The organism is Streptomyces sp. NA04227 (genome assembly GCF_013364195.1).
GTDB lineage: Bacteria > Actinomycetota > Actinomycetes > Streptomycetales > Streptomycetaceae > Streptomyces.
In genome coordinates this window covers 3,192,605-3,206,830 of the sequence record NZ_CP054918.1, presented here as the reverse complement: position 1 = coordinate 3,206,830, position 14,226 = coordinate 3,192,605, and the positions used below count along the sequence as shown (strand labels likewise).

The 14,226-nt window shown below is 70.9% G+C and carries 15 protein-coding genes; 4 read left to right on the top strand and 11 right to left on the bottom strand.

Annotated elements, in window-relative coordinates; translation table 11 throughout:
• Positions 1 to 124 precede the first annotated feature (124 nt).
• The 9 genes from folK to HUT18_RS13600 form a co-directional block, all read right to left on the bottom strand.
• Positions 125 to 754, bottom strand: a complete 630-nt coding sequence (folK, locus tag HUT18_RS13640; RefSeq protein WP_176100814.1) for a 2-amino-4-hydroxy-6-hydroxymethyldihydropteridine diphosphokinase — start codon at positions 752 to 754, stop codon at positions 125 to 127.
• Positions 751 to 1,110: a dihydroneopterin aldolase gene (gene folB / locus HUT18_RS13635; protein WP_254878583.1), complete on the bottom strand. Its 360-nt coding sequence runs from the start codon at positions 1,108 to 1,110 to the stop codon at positions 751 to 753. The genes folK and folB overlap by 4 nt, the downstream gene beginning before the upstream one ends.
• A gap of 182 nt (positions 1,111 to 1,292) precedes the next feature.
• A complete protein-coding gene (locus HUT18_RS13630; RefSeq protein WP_176100811.1) occupies positions 1,293 to 1,823 on the bottom strand; it encodes a nuclear transport factor 2 family protein in 531 nt (176 codons plus the stop codon).
• Positions 1,820 to 2,848: a dihydropteroate synthase gene (folP, locus tag HUT18_RS13625; RefSeq protein ID WP_254878582.1), complete on the bottom strand. Its 1,029-nt coding sequence runs from the start codon at positions 2,846 to 2,848 to the stop codon at positions 1,820 to 1,822. Before folP ends, HUT18_RS13630 begins: the two co-directional genes overlap by 4 nt.
• Before the next feature lie 65 nt (positions 2,849 to 2,913).
• Positions 2,914 to 3,516: a hypothetical protein gene (locus tag HUT18_RS13620; protein WP_176100809.1), complete on the bottom strand. Its 603-nt coding sequence runs from the start codon at positions 3,514 to 3,516 to the stop codon at positions 2,914 to 2,916.
• Positions 3,513 to 4,763 (bottom strand): hypothetical protein, encoded by a 1,251-nt coding sequence (locus HUT18_RS13615; RefSeq protein ID WP_176100807.1) that lies wholly within the window; start codon positions 4,761 to 4,763, stop codon positions 3,513 to 3,515. The genes HUT18_RS13620 and HUT18_RS13615 overlap by 4 nt, the downstream gene beginning before the upstream one ends.
• A gap of 5 nt (positions 4,764 to 4,768) precedes the next feature.
• The gene (locus HUT18_RS13610; protein ID WP_176100805.1) at positions 4,769 to 5,518 is read right to left on the bottom strand and encodes an ATP-binding cassette domain-containing protein; all 750 of its coding nucleotides are present in this window, start codon (positions 5,516 to 5,518) and stop codon (positions 4,769 to 4,771) included.
• Positions 5,519 to 5,595: 77 nt separating this feature from the next.
• Positions 5,596 to 5,958, bottom strand: coding sequence for a hypothetical protein (locus HUT18_RS13605; protein ID WP_176100796.1), 363 nt, complete (start codon positions 5,956 to 5,958; stop codon positions 5,596 to 5,598).
• Between the two features lie 54 nt (positions 5,959 to 6,012).
• Positions 6,013 to 7,902: a phosphatidylglycerol lysyltransferase domain-containing protein gene (locus tag HUT18_RS13600; RefSeq protein ID WP_176100794.1), complete on the bottom strand. Its 1,890-nt coding sequence runs from the start codon at positions 7,900 to 7,902 to the stop codon at positions 6,013 to 6,015.
• Between the two features lie 535 nt (positions 7,903 to 8,437).
• Here HUT18_RS13600 and HUT18_RS13595 point away from each other — a divergent pair.
• Positions 8,438 to 9,565 (top strand): esterase family protein, encoded by a 1,128-nt coding sequence (locus HUT18_RS13595; protein WP_176100792.1) that lies wholly within the window; start codon positions 8,438 to 8,440, stop codon positions 9,563 to 9,565.
• 105 nt (positions 9,566 to 9,670) lie between these two features.
• Here the strand turns inward: HUT18_RS13595 and HUT18_RS13590 are convergent, their stop codons facing one another.
• Entirely contained in the window at positions 9,671 to 10,060 is a 390-nt protein-coding gene (locus tag HUT18_RS13590) for a VOC family protein (protein ID WP_176100790.1), read from the bottom strand.
• 196 nt (positions 10,061 to 10,256) lie between these two features.
• Positions 10,257 to 11,411 (bottom strand): ABC transporter ATP-binding protein, encoded by a 1,155-nt coding sequence (locus HUT18_RS13585; protein ID WP_176100788.1) that lies wholly within the window; start codon positions 11,409 to 11,411, stop codon positions 10,257 to 10,259.
• Positions 11,412 to 11,638: 227 nt separating this feature from the next.
• Here HUT18_RS13585 and HUT18_RS13580 point away from each other — a divergent pair, with 227 nt between their 5' ends.
• From HUT18_RS13580 to HUT18_RS13570, 3 genes are all read left to right on the top strand, one after another.
• On the top strand, positions 11,639 to 12,448 hold the full coding sequence (locus HUT18_RS13580) for an ABC transporter permease (protein ID WP_176100786.1): 810 nt from the start codon (positions 11,639 to 11,641) through the stop codon (positions 12,446 to 12,448).
• Positions 12,445 to 13,122, top strand: a complete 678-nt coding sequence (locus tag HUT18_RS13575; RefSeq protein WP_176100784.1) for an ABC transporter permease — start codon at positions 12,445 to 12,447, stop codon at positions 13,120 to 13,122. The genes HUT18_RS13580 and HUT18_RS13575 overlap by 4 nt, the downstream gene beginning before the upstream one ends.
• Before the next feature lie 94 nt (positions 13,123 to 13,216).
• Entirely contained in the window at positions 13,217 to 14,206 is a 990-nt protein-coding gene (locus HUT18_RS13570) for an ABC transporter substrate-binding protein (RefSeq protein ID WP_176100782.1), read from the top strand.
• Positions 14,207 to 14,226: the final 20 nt, after the last annotated feature.

Here is a 14,226-nt window from a genome sequence, read left to right as displayed (position 1 = left end):
CTCTCGCAGCGCCCGTCGTGCGCCTGTCGCGCCCGCGGTGTCGCGACCGCCTCACGACCGTCCCACCGTGTCGCGGCCGCTCGCACGACTCCGCCGTGCCGCGACCGCCTCACGACCCTAACGACTATTCCGGCAGCCTGAGTTCCAGATCCGGCCGCGCCACGATGCCTTCGCGGGTGACGGTCTCCAGGAGAGCGGCCACCGGGCCCCGGCCGGGCAGCTCGGCCTCGGGCTCCACATCGAGCCAGGGCACGAGCACGAAGGCGCGCTCGTGGGCCCGCGGATGCGGCAGGGTCAGTACGGGATCGTCGGAGACGACGTCCGCGTAGGCGACGATGTCGACGTCGATGGTGCGGGCCGCCCAGCGTTCGTGCCGTACCCGGTCGAAGGCCTCCTCGACGGCCTGGGCCCGCTCCAGGAGCGAACTCGGCGGCAGGGTGGTGCGCAGCACGATCACGGCGTTGAAGTAGCTGGGCTGGCTGTCCGGGTCGACGCCCCAGGGCTGGGTCTCGTACACGGCGGAGACCGCCTTGACGCGTACGCCCGGGGTGTCCTCCAGGGCGTCGACCGCGCCCTGGATGGTCTCCAGGCGGTTGCCGAGGTTGCTGCCCAGCGAGAGCACGGCGCTGCGCGGGTTGCTGAGGGTGGTGTCGGCGGCGTCGACCGTCTCCACCACCGAGGCGGGCACCGGCTGCACGGTCGGGTCGCTCTGCACCGCGGGCTGCTCGCCGGGATCCGTGGGAAGGACGCTCATGCTCGGCTCCGGGTGATGGTGACGGTCACGTCGTCGAAGGGGACGGTGATCGGCGCCTCGGGTTTGTGGACGCAGACCTCCACCTCCTCGACCGCTTCGTGGGCGAGGCAGGACTGTGCGATGCGTTCGGCGAGTGTCTCGATCAGATCGACCGGGTCGCCCTCGACGATCCCCACGACCTCCTCGGCCACCACTCCGTAGTGGACGGTTCTGGTCAGGTCGTCGGTGGCCGCCGCGGGCCGGGTGTCGAGGCCGAGAACGAGGTCCACGACGAAGGTCTGGCCCTTCTCGCGTTCCTCCGGAAAGACACCGTGGTGCCCGCGGGCCCTCAGGCCACGCAGCGCGACACGATCCACTCGGATCACTCCTGCGGTCTTCTGGGCGGGCGGCCGCACCGGCCCCCCGGCTGTGAACGGCCGGGTCACCCCCGACCGCCTCGTACGGGCGTATGCCGTCGAATCTACCCGTGGCCTGTGACAGCCCCGGAGCACGGGGTGCCCCGCCCCCTGCTCCTACCCCCTACCCACTACGGGCCTTGCTACAGCAGCGAGTCGCCGCCCTCGCCGGGCCCGCCCGCGTCAGGGCCCTCCGGGCCCTCGTCGTCGGTCTCGGCGAGGACCGGGGAGGCGTGGTGGGTCCAGAGCTTCCAGCCGTCGGGGGTGCGGCGGAAGACGTTCGTGGCGACGACGAGCTGTCCGAGCAGCGGCCCGGGGTCACTGCCCTCGGCCGGGGCGGGACCGCCGCTGAGGATGTTCTCGGTGCAGGTCACCACCGCGGTGTCGGCGAGCACCGAGACCTGCACATCGGTCAGGAAGAACTGGATGTACTCGGTGTTCGCCATGATCAGCGCGTACGAGCGGAGCACCTCGCCGCGGCCGGTCAGCAACGGCCAGCCCGGGTGCACACAGGACACCTGGACCGCCTCGCCGCCCGCCGCCGCACCCTCCGGCGAGGGCTGCGGGGAGTCCAGCCACAGATCCGAGAGCGTCTCGAAGTCACCGCGCTCCATCGCCTCGTAGAAGGCGGTGTTCGCCAGCTGTACGTCCTCGGTGTCCGTGCGCGAGGTCACTGGCTGCCCCCGTCCGGGCTTTCGGCGGTGGCCCTCGCCGAGGTGGTGGTCTTCGCCGAGGTGGTGGCGGAGGAGGTCGTGGAGGTGGCGGCGTCGGCGGTGGCGGCGGCGGTGGCGGTGCGGGCCTGGTGCACGGCCTGGGTCACGCGTACCGCGTCCGCGCTGGCCCGCACCTCGTGGACGCGTACGGCCCAGGCGCCCCGGTCGGCGGCCAGGGCGGAGACGGCGGCGGTGGCCGCGTCGCGTTCGCGGGCCGGGGGCGGGGCGCCGCCCGGACCGGCCAGGACCCGGCCGAGGAAGCGTTTGCGGGAGGCGGCCACCAGAAGGGGGTGGCCCAGTGCGTGCAGCCGGTCCAGGTGGGCGAGCAGCGTCAGGTCGTGCTCGGCCTCCTTGGAGAAGCCGAGTCCGGGGTCCACCACGATCCGCTCCGGCGCGATCCCGCCCGCGACGGCCGCGTCCACCCGCGCCCGCAGCTCGTCGACCACCTCGCCGACCACGTCCCGGTACGAGCCGTGCACCGTCGCGCCCTCCAGGAACCCGCGCCAGTGCATGACGACGAACGGCGCCCCGGCGGCGGCCACCACCGGAACCATCGCCTTGTCGGCCAGACCTCCACTGACGTCGTTGACCAGCACCGCCCCGGCGGCCAGGGCCTGTTCGGCCACCGAGGCGCGCATGGTGTCGACGGAGACGGCGACCCCTTCCAGGGCCAGCTCGCGCACCACCGGGACGACCCGGCGCAACTCCTCGTCCTCGTCCACCCGCGCGGCACCCGGCCGCGTCGACTCTCCGCCGACGTCGACCAGGTCGGCGCCCTGCGCGACCAGATCGAGTCCGTGCTTGACCGCGACGGTGGCCTCGAAGAACCGCCCCCCGTCCGAGAACGAGTCGGGCGTGACGTTCACCACGCCCATCACGGCACAGCGGTCCCACTCCGGCAGCCCGGGGATCACCCGGCCGCGTCCGCCGGCGCCCCGCGGTTCACGGGACTCACGGGGCTCATGGGGTTCACGCAACGTACTCATGCCTTCAGCCTAGGCCGTGGGGGCGGGGGTGGCTTTGGGGCGGGGTCTGGAGCCGGGGCCTCGCCTCACACTTCGGCCCGGTGGAAAACCGTCAGCGGTGTACGGAGGGTGGCCAGGAGACCGGCGAGTACGAGGACGAGGGCGGCCGTGGCGGCGGGCAGCGAGTCGGGGTCGTGCAGAGGCCAGGCCCAGATCTCGGGCTCTCCGGCGGAGCTGACCCCGAAGGTCGTACAGCAGAACGGGAGCAGGGCGACGGACACCGTGGCGACGCCGGGTCCGGCCACCCAGCGGACCAGCAGAGCGGTGCCGAGGTATCCGGCGAAGTCGCGGGCCATCGCGATACCCATCGGCCAGTCGCCGGGGCCCGACTCCACCGCGCCGGTCAGGGCCGCGGCGGCCACCAGGAGGGAGAGGACGAGCACGTCCAGCCGGGGCATCGAACGCACGGCCACCCGCTCGGCCGCGCTCTCCCCGCGCGCCTGCCCGTGCACGGCCAGGCAGACCGGCAGCAGGGGCAGCAGGAACGGCAGCGGCAGGGAGAAGGTGAGCGATCCGGTCAGTACGGGCACGGGGACCGTGGCGGAGGGGGCCGCGGCGCCCATGGTCATGGTGAGGAGCAGGGCCAGGACGACTGCCGGGATGAGACGGATGCGCAGCCACCAGATCATGAGGCGCCCGGTTGATCTGCCGACGCGAAGTGGGCGGGGTCGAGGTCGGGTTGCTTCGAACAGGTGTGAAGGGTGGGCTCGTTGCGTGCGTACCAGCGCTTCTGAGCGGGGAGCGGGAGCTTGCGCACCTGCTCGGCGAGGTGGGTGTCATCGAGGCCGTTGGAGACCTGTACGGAGTTGGGATCGAGCCCGGCTGTCAGCCGGAGCCAGGCCTCCAGTGCGCCCTGTGCGTCACTACCGGGCCACTCACCGCTGAAGGCGCACGTCGGGGTTTGGTGGGAAAGGGCCTTGGAGGCCACGAATCCCAGGACCTCGTCCTGTGCCGGGTCGCTGCTGTGGGGCGTGATGCGTGCGGCTGTGGGCACCCCCATGGTGCGCAGGCGTGCGTCTGCGTGGGCGGCCCAGCGACCGATGCGGTCCGCCGAGGCCTGCTGCTCGGGCCAGAGACAGACAGCGGGAGCCCGGCCCTCGCAGCGGAGTTCCGAGGCCGGGCGAGCCTGGGCCGGCGAGCGGCCCAGCGGGGTGGCAATGGGCACCGCCACGGCCAGGGTGATGCCGACAGCCAAGGGGGCCAGCAGGAGCTGTTGGAACCGTCCTTGTGCCCAGATCCACAGCAGAACCGCGACGACTGTCCCGAGGGCGACGACCGAGGGGGCGAGCAGCGCGCGGGGGGCGAGGGTCTGGTCGAGGGCACAGCACTCGGACAGGTTGGCGCCGTTCAACTGCCGAAGCCATGGCGTCGGCAAGGCTGCGGGGAAGGCCATCCACAGAAAGCTGGTCACCAGCGCCACTGGGGCGGCGAGGAACGGGGGGAGCCTGAGACCGAGCACGTAACCCACTGCCACGTGCGCGGCGACCACCACTGCTTCTACGGCGAGAATCGCCACCGAGTTCCCGTCCGGAGCGCCAGGGGTCCCGGGGAGGAGCAGCAGGAGAGCGAGGACGACGGACGCGGCACCGAGGACGTAGACCGGCAGGACGGCGGACAGGGCGATGCGCACCGGCGAGCGAACCGGCGTGCCCTCCAGAATCCGGGACCGTCGCACTCGCGTGCCCTCCCAGGCCGCGGAGGCCGCACAAGCGGGGGCGATGAACGCGATGAGGACATTGCTCTGGGCAGTGACCGACAGCCAGTACCCGCCGTCGATCCACTCGACGAGCCCGCCGCTGTAGGACACCAGCCAGGGGATCAGCACAAACATGGCGCGGGTCGCAACGGAGGTGCGCAGCACAGTACGCAGGTACACGATGCTCACACCTCCGCCGTGATCAGACCCGCGTACGCGGTCTCCGCCCGATGCTCCGGTGCGGTCCCCGCCGGGGCCAGACCGAAGAACGACGCCACGGAGCCCTGGTGGCGCACTTCGCCCGCGTCCAGGACCACGACATGGTCGTATGTATTGGCCAGGTCCTCGGTCTGATGGGTGGAGACGATCACGTCCGTGTTCGAGGTGCTGGCGATGCTCGTCACGAGCTCCTTGAACACCCGTCGCTGGAGGGGGTCGAGACCCGCCGTGGGCTCGTCCATGAGCAGGACGTCCGCGCTGTGTACGAGGGCCTGCGCGATGCCCAGGCGGCGGAGTTGCCCTCCGGAAAGTTCCGAACTGCGTCGCTGGGCAAGCTCGGTGAGCGCGACACGTTCCAGCGCACCGGCCGACGCGTCCCAGGCCGCGCGACGTGACATGCCCTTCAACCAGCCCGCGTGCGCGACCTGTTCGCGAACACGCAGGCTGGGCACGGGACGTACCTGCTGAGGGAGCCAGCCGACGCGGCGGCGGTACTCCTTCAGGTCGGCGCGGCGGGTCGTGTCGAGTGGCCCGAGGGCCACTGAACCGGAATCGGGCCGCAGAGCGGAAGCAGCCAGGCTCAACAGGGTCGATTTCCCAGCGCCGTTGGGGCCGAGGAGCACGGTGGTGCCCGAGTCGAATGCCAGTGAGAGGGCGTTCAGTACCGGGATCTGTGCGCGGTAGGCGAAGGAGCAGCCAAGTGTCTTGATGGGCACGGGGGTTCCAGGGGGAGATGGGGACGCGAAGGCCGGCCCTGTCCCGCAGACTTGCCGGACAGGGCCGGTACCTGCTGCTAGTACTTAGTCGTCACGGACTTGACGTCGAGCCTGCCGCTGTTGACCTTGACGAAGTAGAACTGTCCGTCGGTCTTGACCTCGCCCCAGTCCGACGTGTTGCACCTGTTCGGCTCCCATCCGTAGCTGACGTCCGGGAGGTAGTTCTTGACGCGGTTGAGTTCGAGGTCCACGCCACCTCCCCCGTGGAAGTCGCAACCGGAGAACTCGACAGTGGTGTGAGAAGAGTCCTTGTGCTTGTCCGTCCAGCGTCGGGACTCCGCATCGGCGCCCCAGTCCTTGATGTAGCTGTGCCAGCCGCCTTCCGCAACGGCTGGAACGGTCCCGGCCACCGTCGCGGCGAGCAGAGCGCAGACAACCATCCCGGTTCTTCGCACAACTCGGTTCCGTGTGGTGGGCATTGCTCCCCCTATTGGTCAGTGTTGGTGGTCAACTGCCAAGAGGGGCTCCGTTTTGGTGTGGTTGCCCGCTGACACAGAGTTTCCGGCCTTCATCGATGTGACGTATGCCACCGCTTGCCCGCCATGCGCACAATCCCGAGGCCCCCGCACCACCCTCCGCACAATCCCCGGCACCCCGAAGTTCACGAACCCCTCCGCCCGCATGGCCGCGAGCCCGATCCGTGGCAGGTCGTTGGTCGAGCGGAAGATGACGAAGCGGGGTTCCCAGCGAGGGCGGAACTTGGCGTTGAACTTGTAGAGGGACTCGATCTGGAACCAGCGGGAGAGGAAGACGAGCAGGGAGCGCCAGGCGCGGGAGACGGGGCCCGCGCCGAGTTGTTCGCCGCGGGCCAGGGCGGAGCGGAACATGGCGAAGTTGAGGGAGACGCGGGCGATGCCGAGGCCGGTGGCGGCGTGCAGGGCGGCGACGATGAGGAGTTCGTTCATGCCGGGGTCGGCGGCGCGGTCGCGGCGCATCAGGTCGAGGGAGACGCCGTCCTCGCCCCACGGGACGAAGTGCAGGATCGCCTTCAAGTCGCCGTAAGGGCCCGGGACTTCGTCCGGGCGGTGGGCGGTGGCGATCAGGCAGTCGGCGTCGGCGGGGTCGCCGATGCGGCCCAGCGCCATGGAGAAGCCGCGTTCGGTGTCGGTGCCGCGCCAGTCCTCGGCGGCGCGGCGGATGCGGGCCAGTTCGTCGGCGTCGACGTCGCGGACGCGGCGTACCTTCGTCTCGTAGCCGGCGCGTTCGATGCGTTTGACCATCTGGCGTACGTTGCGCATGGCGCGGCCGGAAAGGGAGAAGTCGGCGACGTCGACCAGGGCCTCGTCGCCGAGTTCCAGGGCGTCCAGGCCGCTCTCGCGGGTCCACACCTCGCCGCCGGTGCGCGAGCAGCCCATCACGGCGGGCGTCCAGGAGTGGGCCTTGGCCTCGGCCATGAACCGTTCGATGGCGCCGGGCCAGGCCTCGACGTCGCCGATCGGGTCGCCGCTGGCGAGCATCACGCCGGACACCACGCGGTAGCAGACGGCGGACTTGCCGCTCGGCGAGAAGACCACCGCCTTGTCGCGGCGCAGCGCGAACCGGCCGAGCGAGTCGCGGCTGCCGTGCCGGGCCAGGAGCCCGCGCAGCCGCTCCTCGTCGTCCGCGCTGAGCCGGGCGACCGGGTGTTCGGGGCGGAAGGCGAGGTACGCGGTGGTGAGCGCGGTGATCAGGCCGAGCGCGCCGAGGGAGAAGCCCACCGTCCAGGAGGTGTAGCCCGTGTAGTCGACGGGGCCCTCCATGCCGAACAGGCCGTACAGCACGTGCCGCAGACGCTCCGTCAGTGACGGAACGCCGACGGCCGGTCCCGGGTGGGCGCTGACCACGACCAGGCCGAGGCCCACCGAAACCGGCGCGAGCACAAGGAAGTTGGCCAGGGCCCACCAGCGGCCGCGCGGGTCGGGCAGGGCCCGGAACTGGTCGCGGTGCCGGAGCAGCAGGGCGAGCAGGAGTACCGGGATGAGGACGCCGAGCACCGAGTGCCGGTGGACGAACTGGGCCGCCGCGCCGATCGGCAACAGGACGACCGCGGCCCGCCAGGCGCGCCGTTTGCCGCGCCGCAGCCCGTGCGCGAGCAGGAGCAGCAGTACGCCGGAGCCGAGTGCGAGCGCGGCGGCGAACGGGCCGACGGTGCCGGGGAGCACCTGCATCGCCGAGTGCAGGGCACTGTGCCGAAAGCGCGGGAAGATCCCGCCGGCGACGTCGAACAGCCCGACGAGTACGCCGAGTCTCGCGACGAGGACCGGCACCGCCTGCGGCCGGGGGCCGCGCAGCCACCTGCGCGGCCTGCTGTCCTTCGCTGATGCTGAATCCACCGTGACCGACATCGCGTTTCCGTACTTGGGGGAGGGGGACGGCCCCGTGGGGCGAGGCCGGGGAGCGTCGCCGGGGCTGGATGAAACGCCGGAACCGGTGGCCCGTGAGCGGCGGGACCTCGAATTCCGGTTGTAGGGAAGGACAGCGGACAGGCGCCCGGGGTTGAGCGCTGTGATATGCGCCGCCTTCTGCCGAGCGGCCATCGTCGCATTCGGGCAGGGGCCCGTTCGCATCGGAGGGGCCTTCGTCACGGACCGGCCGCTTCCTCACCGGCGAGGCCTCTCTTGTTGTCCGCGGGCCGCCCCGCCCGGCCCCCGGGCCGGAACGGCAACGCAAACGATCTCCGCGGTCCGGCAACTTTGCGTTCTCTGGGACGGTCTGTTGGAGGGGGAGGATCACTCCCTCTGGATACGGCGGGATCCGGCGGAACACGGCAGGACACGGCAGGACACGGCAGGACGCAGCGGGCACAGCGGACACAGCGGGCCATCGGCAGAAGCGGAGGGCACGGGCAACGGGGAACGAAAGGCATCCGGCGGACGCACCATGGGACTCACCAGCAACTTCGTACTGTGGCTCGCGGTGGTGCTCGCCGTCGTCCTGTTCGCCGCGACCGTGTGGCTGTGGCCGCGGCTGGCCCGCCGCCACTGGCGTGCGGTCACCGGGCGGATCGCGCTGCTGCTCGCCGCGCAGCTGACGCTGTTCTCCGCCACCGGGCTCGCCGCCAACCAGAGCTTTGGCTTCTACGCCTCCTGGGCCGACCTGTTCGGCCAGGAGAAGGGCCAGGGCGTCGTCGTCGACCACGACACCGCCGTCAGCCGTCTGAAGGTCTCCTCCACCCGGGAGCTCAAGGTGTCCGGGGGCAGCAGCCGCCCGGAGGTCGCGGGCAGGCTGGAGAAGGTCGAGGTCACCGGGCACAAGTCGCGCATCGCCAGCTCCGCGTACGTGTACCTCCCGCCCGAGTACTTCCAGTCCGCGCACCGCGAGCGCCGCTTCCCCGCGGTCACCGTCCTCACCGGCTACCCGGGCACCACCGAGGCCCTGATCAACGGCCTGAAGTACCCGCAGACCGCGCACGAGCAGGTCCGCGAGAAGCGGATGCGGCCGATGATCCTGGTGATGCTGCGGCCGACGCTCGCCCCGCCCCGGGACACCGAGTGCGTGGACGTGCCGCGCGGGCCGCAGACCGAGACCTTCCTGGCCAAGGACCTGCCGGAGGCGGTCGCCGGGCACTACCGGGTCACCGGCAAGCGGGGCTGGGGTGTCATCGGCAGTTCCACCGGCGGCTACTGCGCCCTCAAGCTCGCCGCCCACCACCCCGAGGTGTACCGGGCGGGCGCGGGCCTCTCGCCCCACTACAAGGCGCCCATCGACAGCACCACCGGCGACCTGTTCCAGGGCGACAAGGCGCTCGAACAGCGCGCGGACCTGTTCTGGTTCCTGCGCCACACGCCCCCGCCCAGGACCTCACTGCTGGTCAGCAGCAGCAAGCACGGCGAGGACAACTACCAGGACACCAAGAAATTCATCGACCTGGTCAAGTCCCGCCCGCCGACGCGTATTTCGTCGGTGATCCTCACCAAGGGCGGCCACAACTTCAACACCTGGCGGCGGGAGATCCCGGCGGCGATGGTGTGGCTGAGCGAGCGGATCGAGGTCGAGGGGCGTCGCTGAGACGGCGGGACGGTACGGGGCGGTACGTGCGGGGCGCGCATGGGCGCGTACGCGGGCGGCGTACGTGCCGCGTGCGTGCCGTGTACGTACGCGCCTGTGTACGGCTTATGGCTGGACCGGCTCGATCCGCCGCCGCAGCAGGCAGAACTCGTTGCCCTCCGGGTCGGCCAGGGGGTACCAGCTCTCCTCGCCACTCTGGCCGACGTCCACGTGCCGGGCGCCGAGGGCGAGCAGCCGCTCCAGTTCGGCGTCCTGGTCGCGGTCGGTGGCGTTGACGTCGATGTGCAGCGGCAGCTTCCCGGTCCGCGGGTCGCTGCTGCGGCTGAGGACGAGGGTGGGCTGCGGGCCGTAGGCGCCGACGCCGGGCGGCCCGATCTCGATGCTTCCGTCGTCCTCACGGGCCAGTTCGACGTAGCCGAGGACCTCGCTCCAGAACGCGGCGAGCCGTTCGGGGTCGGCGCAGTCCAGGATCAGTTCGGTGATACGGCATGCCATGCGCGCAAGCGTAGGGAGGCTCCGCCGCCGACGCACACGAATTACGGCCGACCGGGGGCGTACGGCGAACGGCCGGGGGCGCATGACGACCGGCCGGTTGCGCTCAACGCCCGGCCGAGCGCGGCTAACGATCGGCCGGGCGCGTACAACGACCGGCCGGGCGGCCCGGCAGCGGGCGACGCGGGTGCGGGGCGCGCTACCCCGCGCTCACCGTCTCGACCTCGACCTCGTGGCGGCCCACGTCCCGGGCGTCCGCGGCCGTCGAGCGTCGCAGGGCCTCGTGCAGGCGGGCCGGGGTGAGGACGCCGAGGAAGCGGTTGGGGCTCTCGGCGCGTTCGTCGAGGACGGCGATCCAGCCCGCGTCGTGCTGGAGCATGGTGGCGAAGGCCTGCTTGAGGGAGGCGCCGAGCGGCAGCCAGGCGTCCATACGGCGCGCGAACTCCCGTACCGTTCCGGACCGTTGGGCCGCGTGGGCGGCGGAGATCCAGCCGTGCAGATTGTCCTTTGCGTCCAGGACGACCGCCCAGGGCGCGTCGAGTTCGCGGGGCAGCTTGTCGTCCAGGCGTACCACCGGCGGCTGTTCCAGGTCGCCCGCCTCGATCGGGGTGACCGACAGCCGCTTGAGGCCGCGGTCGGCGCCCACGAAGTCGGCCACGTAGTCGGTCGCGGGCGCGCCGAGGACCGTCGAGGGGGTGTCGAACTGTTCGATACGGCCGTTGCCGTACACCGCGATGCGGTCGCCGAGGCGGACCGCCTCCTCGATGTCGTGCGTGACGAACAGCACCGTCTTGCGGACCTCCTGCTGGAGCCGCAGGAACTCCGACTGGAGGCGCTCGCGCACCACCGGGTCGACCGCGCCGAACGGCTCGTCCATCAGCAGCACCGGCGGATCGGCCGCCAACGCCCGTGCCACGCCCACCCGTTGGCGCTGACCGCCGGAGAGCTGCTCGGGGTAGCGGGCGCCGAAGACCGTCGGGTCAAGGCCCACCAGGTCCAGGAGTTCGGCCGCGCGGGCGCGGGCCTTGGCGCGGGAGACGCCGAGCAGGTGCGGGACGGTCGCGGTGTTGTCCAGGACCGTCTTGTGCGGGAACAGGCCGACCTGCTGGATCACGTAGCCGATACGGCGGCGCAGCGCGACCGGGTCGGTCTCCGCGATGTCCTCGCCGTCCAGGAGGATGCGCCCGGCGCTCGGTTCGATCAGCCGGTTCACCATCTTCATGGTGGTGGTCTTGCCGCAGCCCGAAGGCCCGACGAGCGTCACCAGTTCACCGTCGGCGACCTCGAAGGACAGGTCGTCGACGGCGACGGTGCCGTCCGCGTACCGCTTGGTGACGTTCTCGAACCGGATCATGGGTCCCCATTGTGGCTCTCGGAATGTGAAGGCCGTGTTGCGCCCGTACGACGGCTCTCGGCGATTGTCGGTGCTCGGGGTTAGGGTCGGCCAGCGATCGGCTCCGACGGCTCCCACGGCCCGACTGGCCGGTCGGCGAGGCGGCGTGCACCCTTCATACGCCCTTCGGACAGGGTTGGCACAGGCTCCCGAACATGGTGGGGTCTTGATCGGGGGAGGTGAGGCGGGTGAGCGAGCGCAACTGCCTTGTGGCGAACGACTGGATCTGCGGCGAGTACCTGCGGTCCCGGTCCCAGGAACTGACCGACGCGACCGTACAGCACATCGGCATCACCGCCGCCTCCGTCGCGATCGGGATCCTGGTCGCCTTCCCGCTGGCCCTGCTGGCCCGCAAGAAGATCTTCGCGGGACCCATCCTCGGCCTGACGACCGTGCTCTACACGGTCCCCTCCCTCGCCATGTTCTCGTTGCTGCTCCCGGTGTTCGGCCTGTCCGCCTCGCTGGTGGTCACCGGCCTGGTCCTCTACTCGCTGACCATCCTGGTCCGCAACATCCTCGCCGGACTCCAGGCCGTCCCCGAGGAGGCCAAGGAGGCCGCGCGCGGCATGGGCTACGGGCCGGTGCGGATGCTGTGGGAGGTCGAACTCCCGCTCGCGCTCCCGGCGTTGCTGGCGGGCGTACGGATCGCCACGGTCTCCACCGTCGCCCTCACCACGGTCGGCGCGATCGTCGACTACGGCGGCCTGGGCACCCTGATCCTCGACGGCCTCGACACCACCTTCAAGGCGCAGGTACTCACCGCCTCCGTCCTGTGCGTCCTGCTCGCCCTCGCCGCCGACCTGATGCTGCTCGGTCTGCAATGGCTGCTCACTCCGTGGACCAGGGCCTCGCGGACCGGACGAGCGGGCCGGGTTCTCGGCGCACGACCGAGGGGCAGCGGGCCCACGGCGACGGGTGGCGCGGCAGCGGGTGGCGCCGCGACGGCGGACGAAGCGGCGAATGTAGCGAAGGTAGCGAAGGTGGCTGATTCGGCATGAACGCCATTTCGGGGGCCTGGGACTGGCTCACCACAGGCGCCAACTGGCAAGGCGAGAAGGGTGTGTGGCACCGGCTCGTCGAGCACCTGTACTTCAGCGGCGTGACGCTCGCCGTCGCCTGCCTGATCGCACTGCCGCTGGCCCTGTACCTCGGCCACCTCGGCAAGGGCGGCGCGATCGCCGTGAACATCTCCAACGTGGGCCGTGCGGTGCCCACCCTCGCGGTGCTCGTACTGCTCACGCTCACCCCGCTCGGCGAGCACGCCGACCTGCCGACCCTGATCGCCCTGGTGCTGTTCGCCGTACCGCCGCTGCTGACCAACGCCTATCTCGGCATGCGCGAGGTCGACCGGTCCGTGGTGGAGGCGGCGCGCGGCATGGGCATGAGCGGTTTGCAGGTGTTCGCCCGCGTCGAACTCCCGCTGGCCTACGGCCTGATCATGACCGGCATCCGCTCCGCCGCCGTCCAGGTCGTGGCCACCGCCACGCTCGCCGCGATGGCGGGCGAGGGCGGACTCGGCCGCATCATCACCGCCGGGTTCAACCTGCAGAACACCCCCCAGGTCGTCGCGGGCGCCTTCCTGGTGGCCTCCCTGGCCCTCCTGGTCGAGGCCGTACTGGTCCTCGCGGGGCGCGTGTTCGACCCGATGCGTGGGCGGTCCCGAGGGGTGTGAAGTGCCAGTAGTGCCAGCAGTGCCAGCAGTGCCGGAAGCGAAGTGTCACAGGGGCGAAAGCCGAACAGGAATGGCAGGAATGGGCGGGATGGCGATGAACAGCAGATCCGTACGCGGCGGCGGCAGCCGGATGCGCAGGGCCGCGGTGGGCGCGCTCGTCCTCGGCGCGCTCGCTCCGGGGCTCGTCGCCTGCGGTGGCGACAGCCTGGAGGACAGCGACGGCGGCTCGGACTCGGGCGGCGGCGAGAAGGGCTCGCTGGTGGTGGGCGCGGCCCGGTTCACCGAGGCCAAGGTGCTCGCCGAGCTGTATGCCGGGGTTCTGGAGAACGCCGGGTACGAGGTCTCGGTGAAGACCGTGCAGAACCGTGAGGTGTACGGCCCGCAGCTGGAGAAGGGCGCGATCGACGTCGTCCCCGAATACGCGGCCACCCTCGCCGAATTCTTCAACCTGAAGAAGAACGGCCCCGACGCGAAGCCCGTCGCCTCCAACGATCTCGACGCGACCGTGAAGGCTTTGAAGGGCCTTGCGACGCCGCGCGGTCTGAAGGTGCTGCCCGCCGGTAACGCCGTGGACCAGAACGCCTTCGCGGTGAGCGCCGAATTCGCCAAGGAGCACAACCTCAAGACCCTTTCGGATCTCGGGAAGTCCGGCGAGAAGGTCAAGATCGCCGCCGGTGACGAATGCGAGGAGCGGCCCTTCTGCGCGCCCGGTCTGGAGAAGACCTACGGCATCGAGGTGGACGGAATCGACCCGAAGGGCGTCGGCACCACCGCGTCCAAGCAGGCGGTCAAGAACGGCACCGACCAACTGGCCCTGACCACCACCACGGACGCCACCCTGGAAAGCTTCGGCCTGGTCCTGCTCCAGGACGACAAGAAGCTCCAGAACGCGGACAACATCCTGCCCGTGGTCAACGCCAAGGACGCGGGCAGCAAGGAGATCGAGGACATCCTCGGCGCCCTCACCCGCACCCTGACCACCGAGGACCTCATCGAGCTCAACCGCAAGGTCGACGCGGAACGGCAGAAGGAGGCCGACGTGGCTGCGGAGTACCTGAAGGAGAAGGGGCTGGTGAAGGAGTAAGGCGTAGGGGGTGTCGGGGA

Excerpts from the sequence above, each read along its gene's own strand:
- folP (WP_254878582.1), bottom strand. The coding sequence starts at position 2,848 with ATGAGTACGTTGCGTGAACCCCATGAGCCCCGTGAGTCCCGTGAACCG.
- HUT18_RS13595 (WP_176100792.1), top strand. The coding sequence starts at position 8,438 with ATGGGACTCACCAGCAACTTCGTACTGTGGCTCGCGGTGGTGCTCGCC.
- HUT18_RS13575 (WP_176100784.1), top strand. The coding sequence starts at position 12,445 with ATGAACGCCATTTCGGGGGCCTGGGACTGGCTCACCACAGGCGCCAAC.
- HUT18_RS13570 (WP_176100782.1), top strand. The coding sequence starts at position 13,217 with ATGAACAGCAGATCCGTACGCGGCGGCGGCAGCCGGATGCGCAGGGCC.
- HUT18_RS13620 (WP_176100809.1), bottom strand. The coding sequence starts at position 3,516 with ATGATCTGGTGGCTGCGCATCCGTCTCATCCCGGCAGTCGTCCTGGCC.
- folK (WP_176100814.1), bottom strand. The coding sequence starts at position 754 with ATGAGCGTCCTTCCCACGGATCCCGGCGAGCAGCCCGCGGTGCAGAGC.
- HUT18_RS13600 (WP_176100794.1), bottom strand. The coding sequence starts at position 7,902 with ATGTCGGTCACGGTGGATTCAGCATCAGCGAAGGACAGCAGGCCGCGC.
- HUT18_RS13590 (WP_176100790.1), bottom strand. The coding sequence starts at position 10,060 with ATGGCATGCCGTATCACCGAACTGATCCTGGACTGCGCCGACCCCGAA.
- HUT18_RS13605 (WP_176100796.1), bottom strand. The coding sequence starts at position 5,958 with ATGGTTGTCTGCGCTCTGCTCGCCGCGACGGTGGCCGGGACCGTTCCA.
- HUT18_RS13585 (WP_176100788.1), bottom strand. The coding sequence starts at position 11,411 with ATGATCCGGTTCGAGAACGTCACCAAGCGGTACGCGGACGGCACCGTC.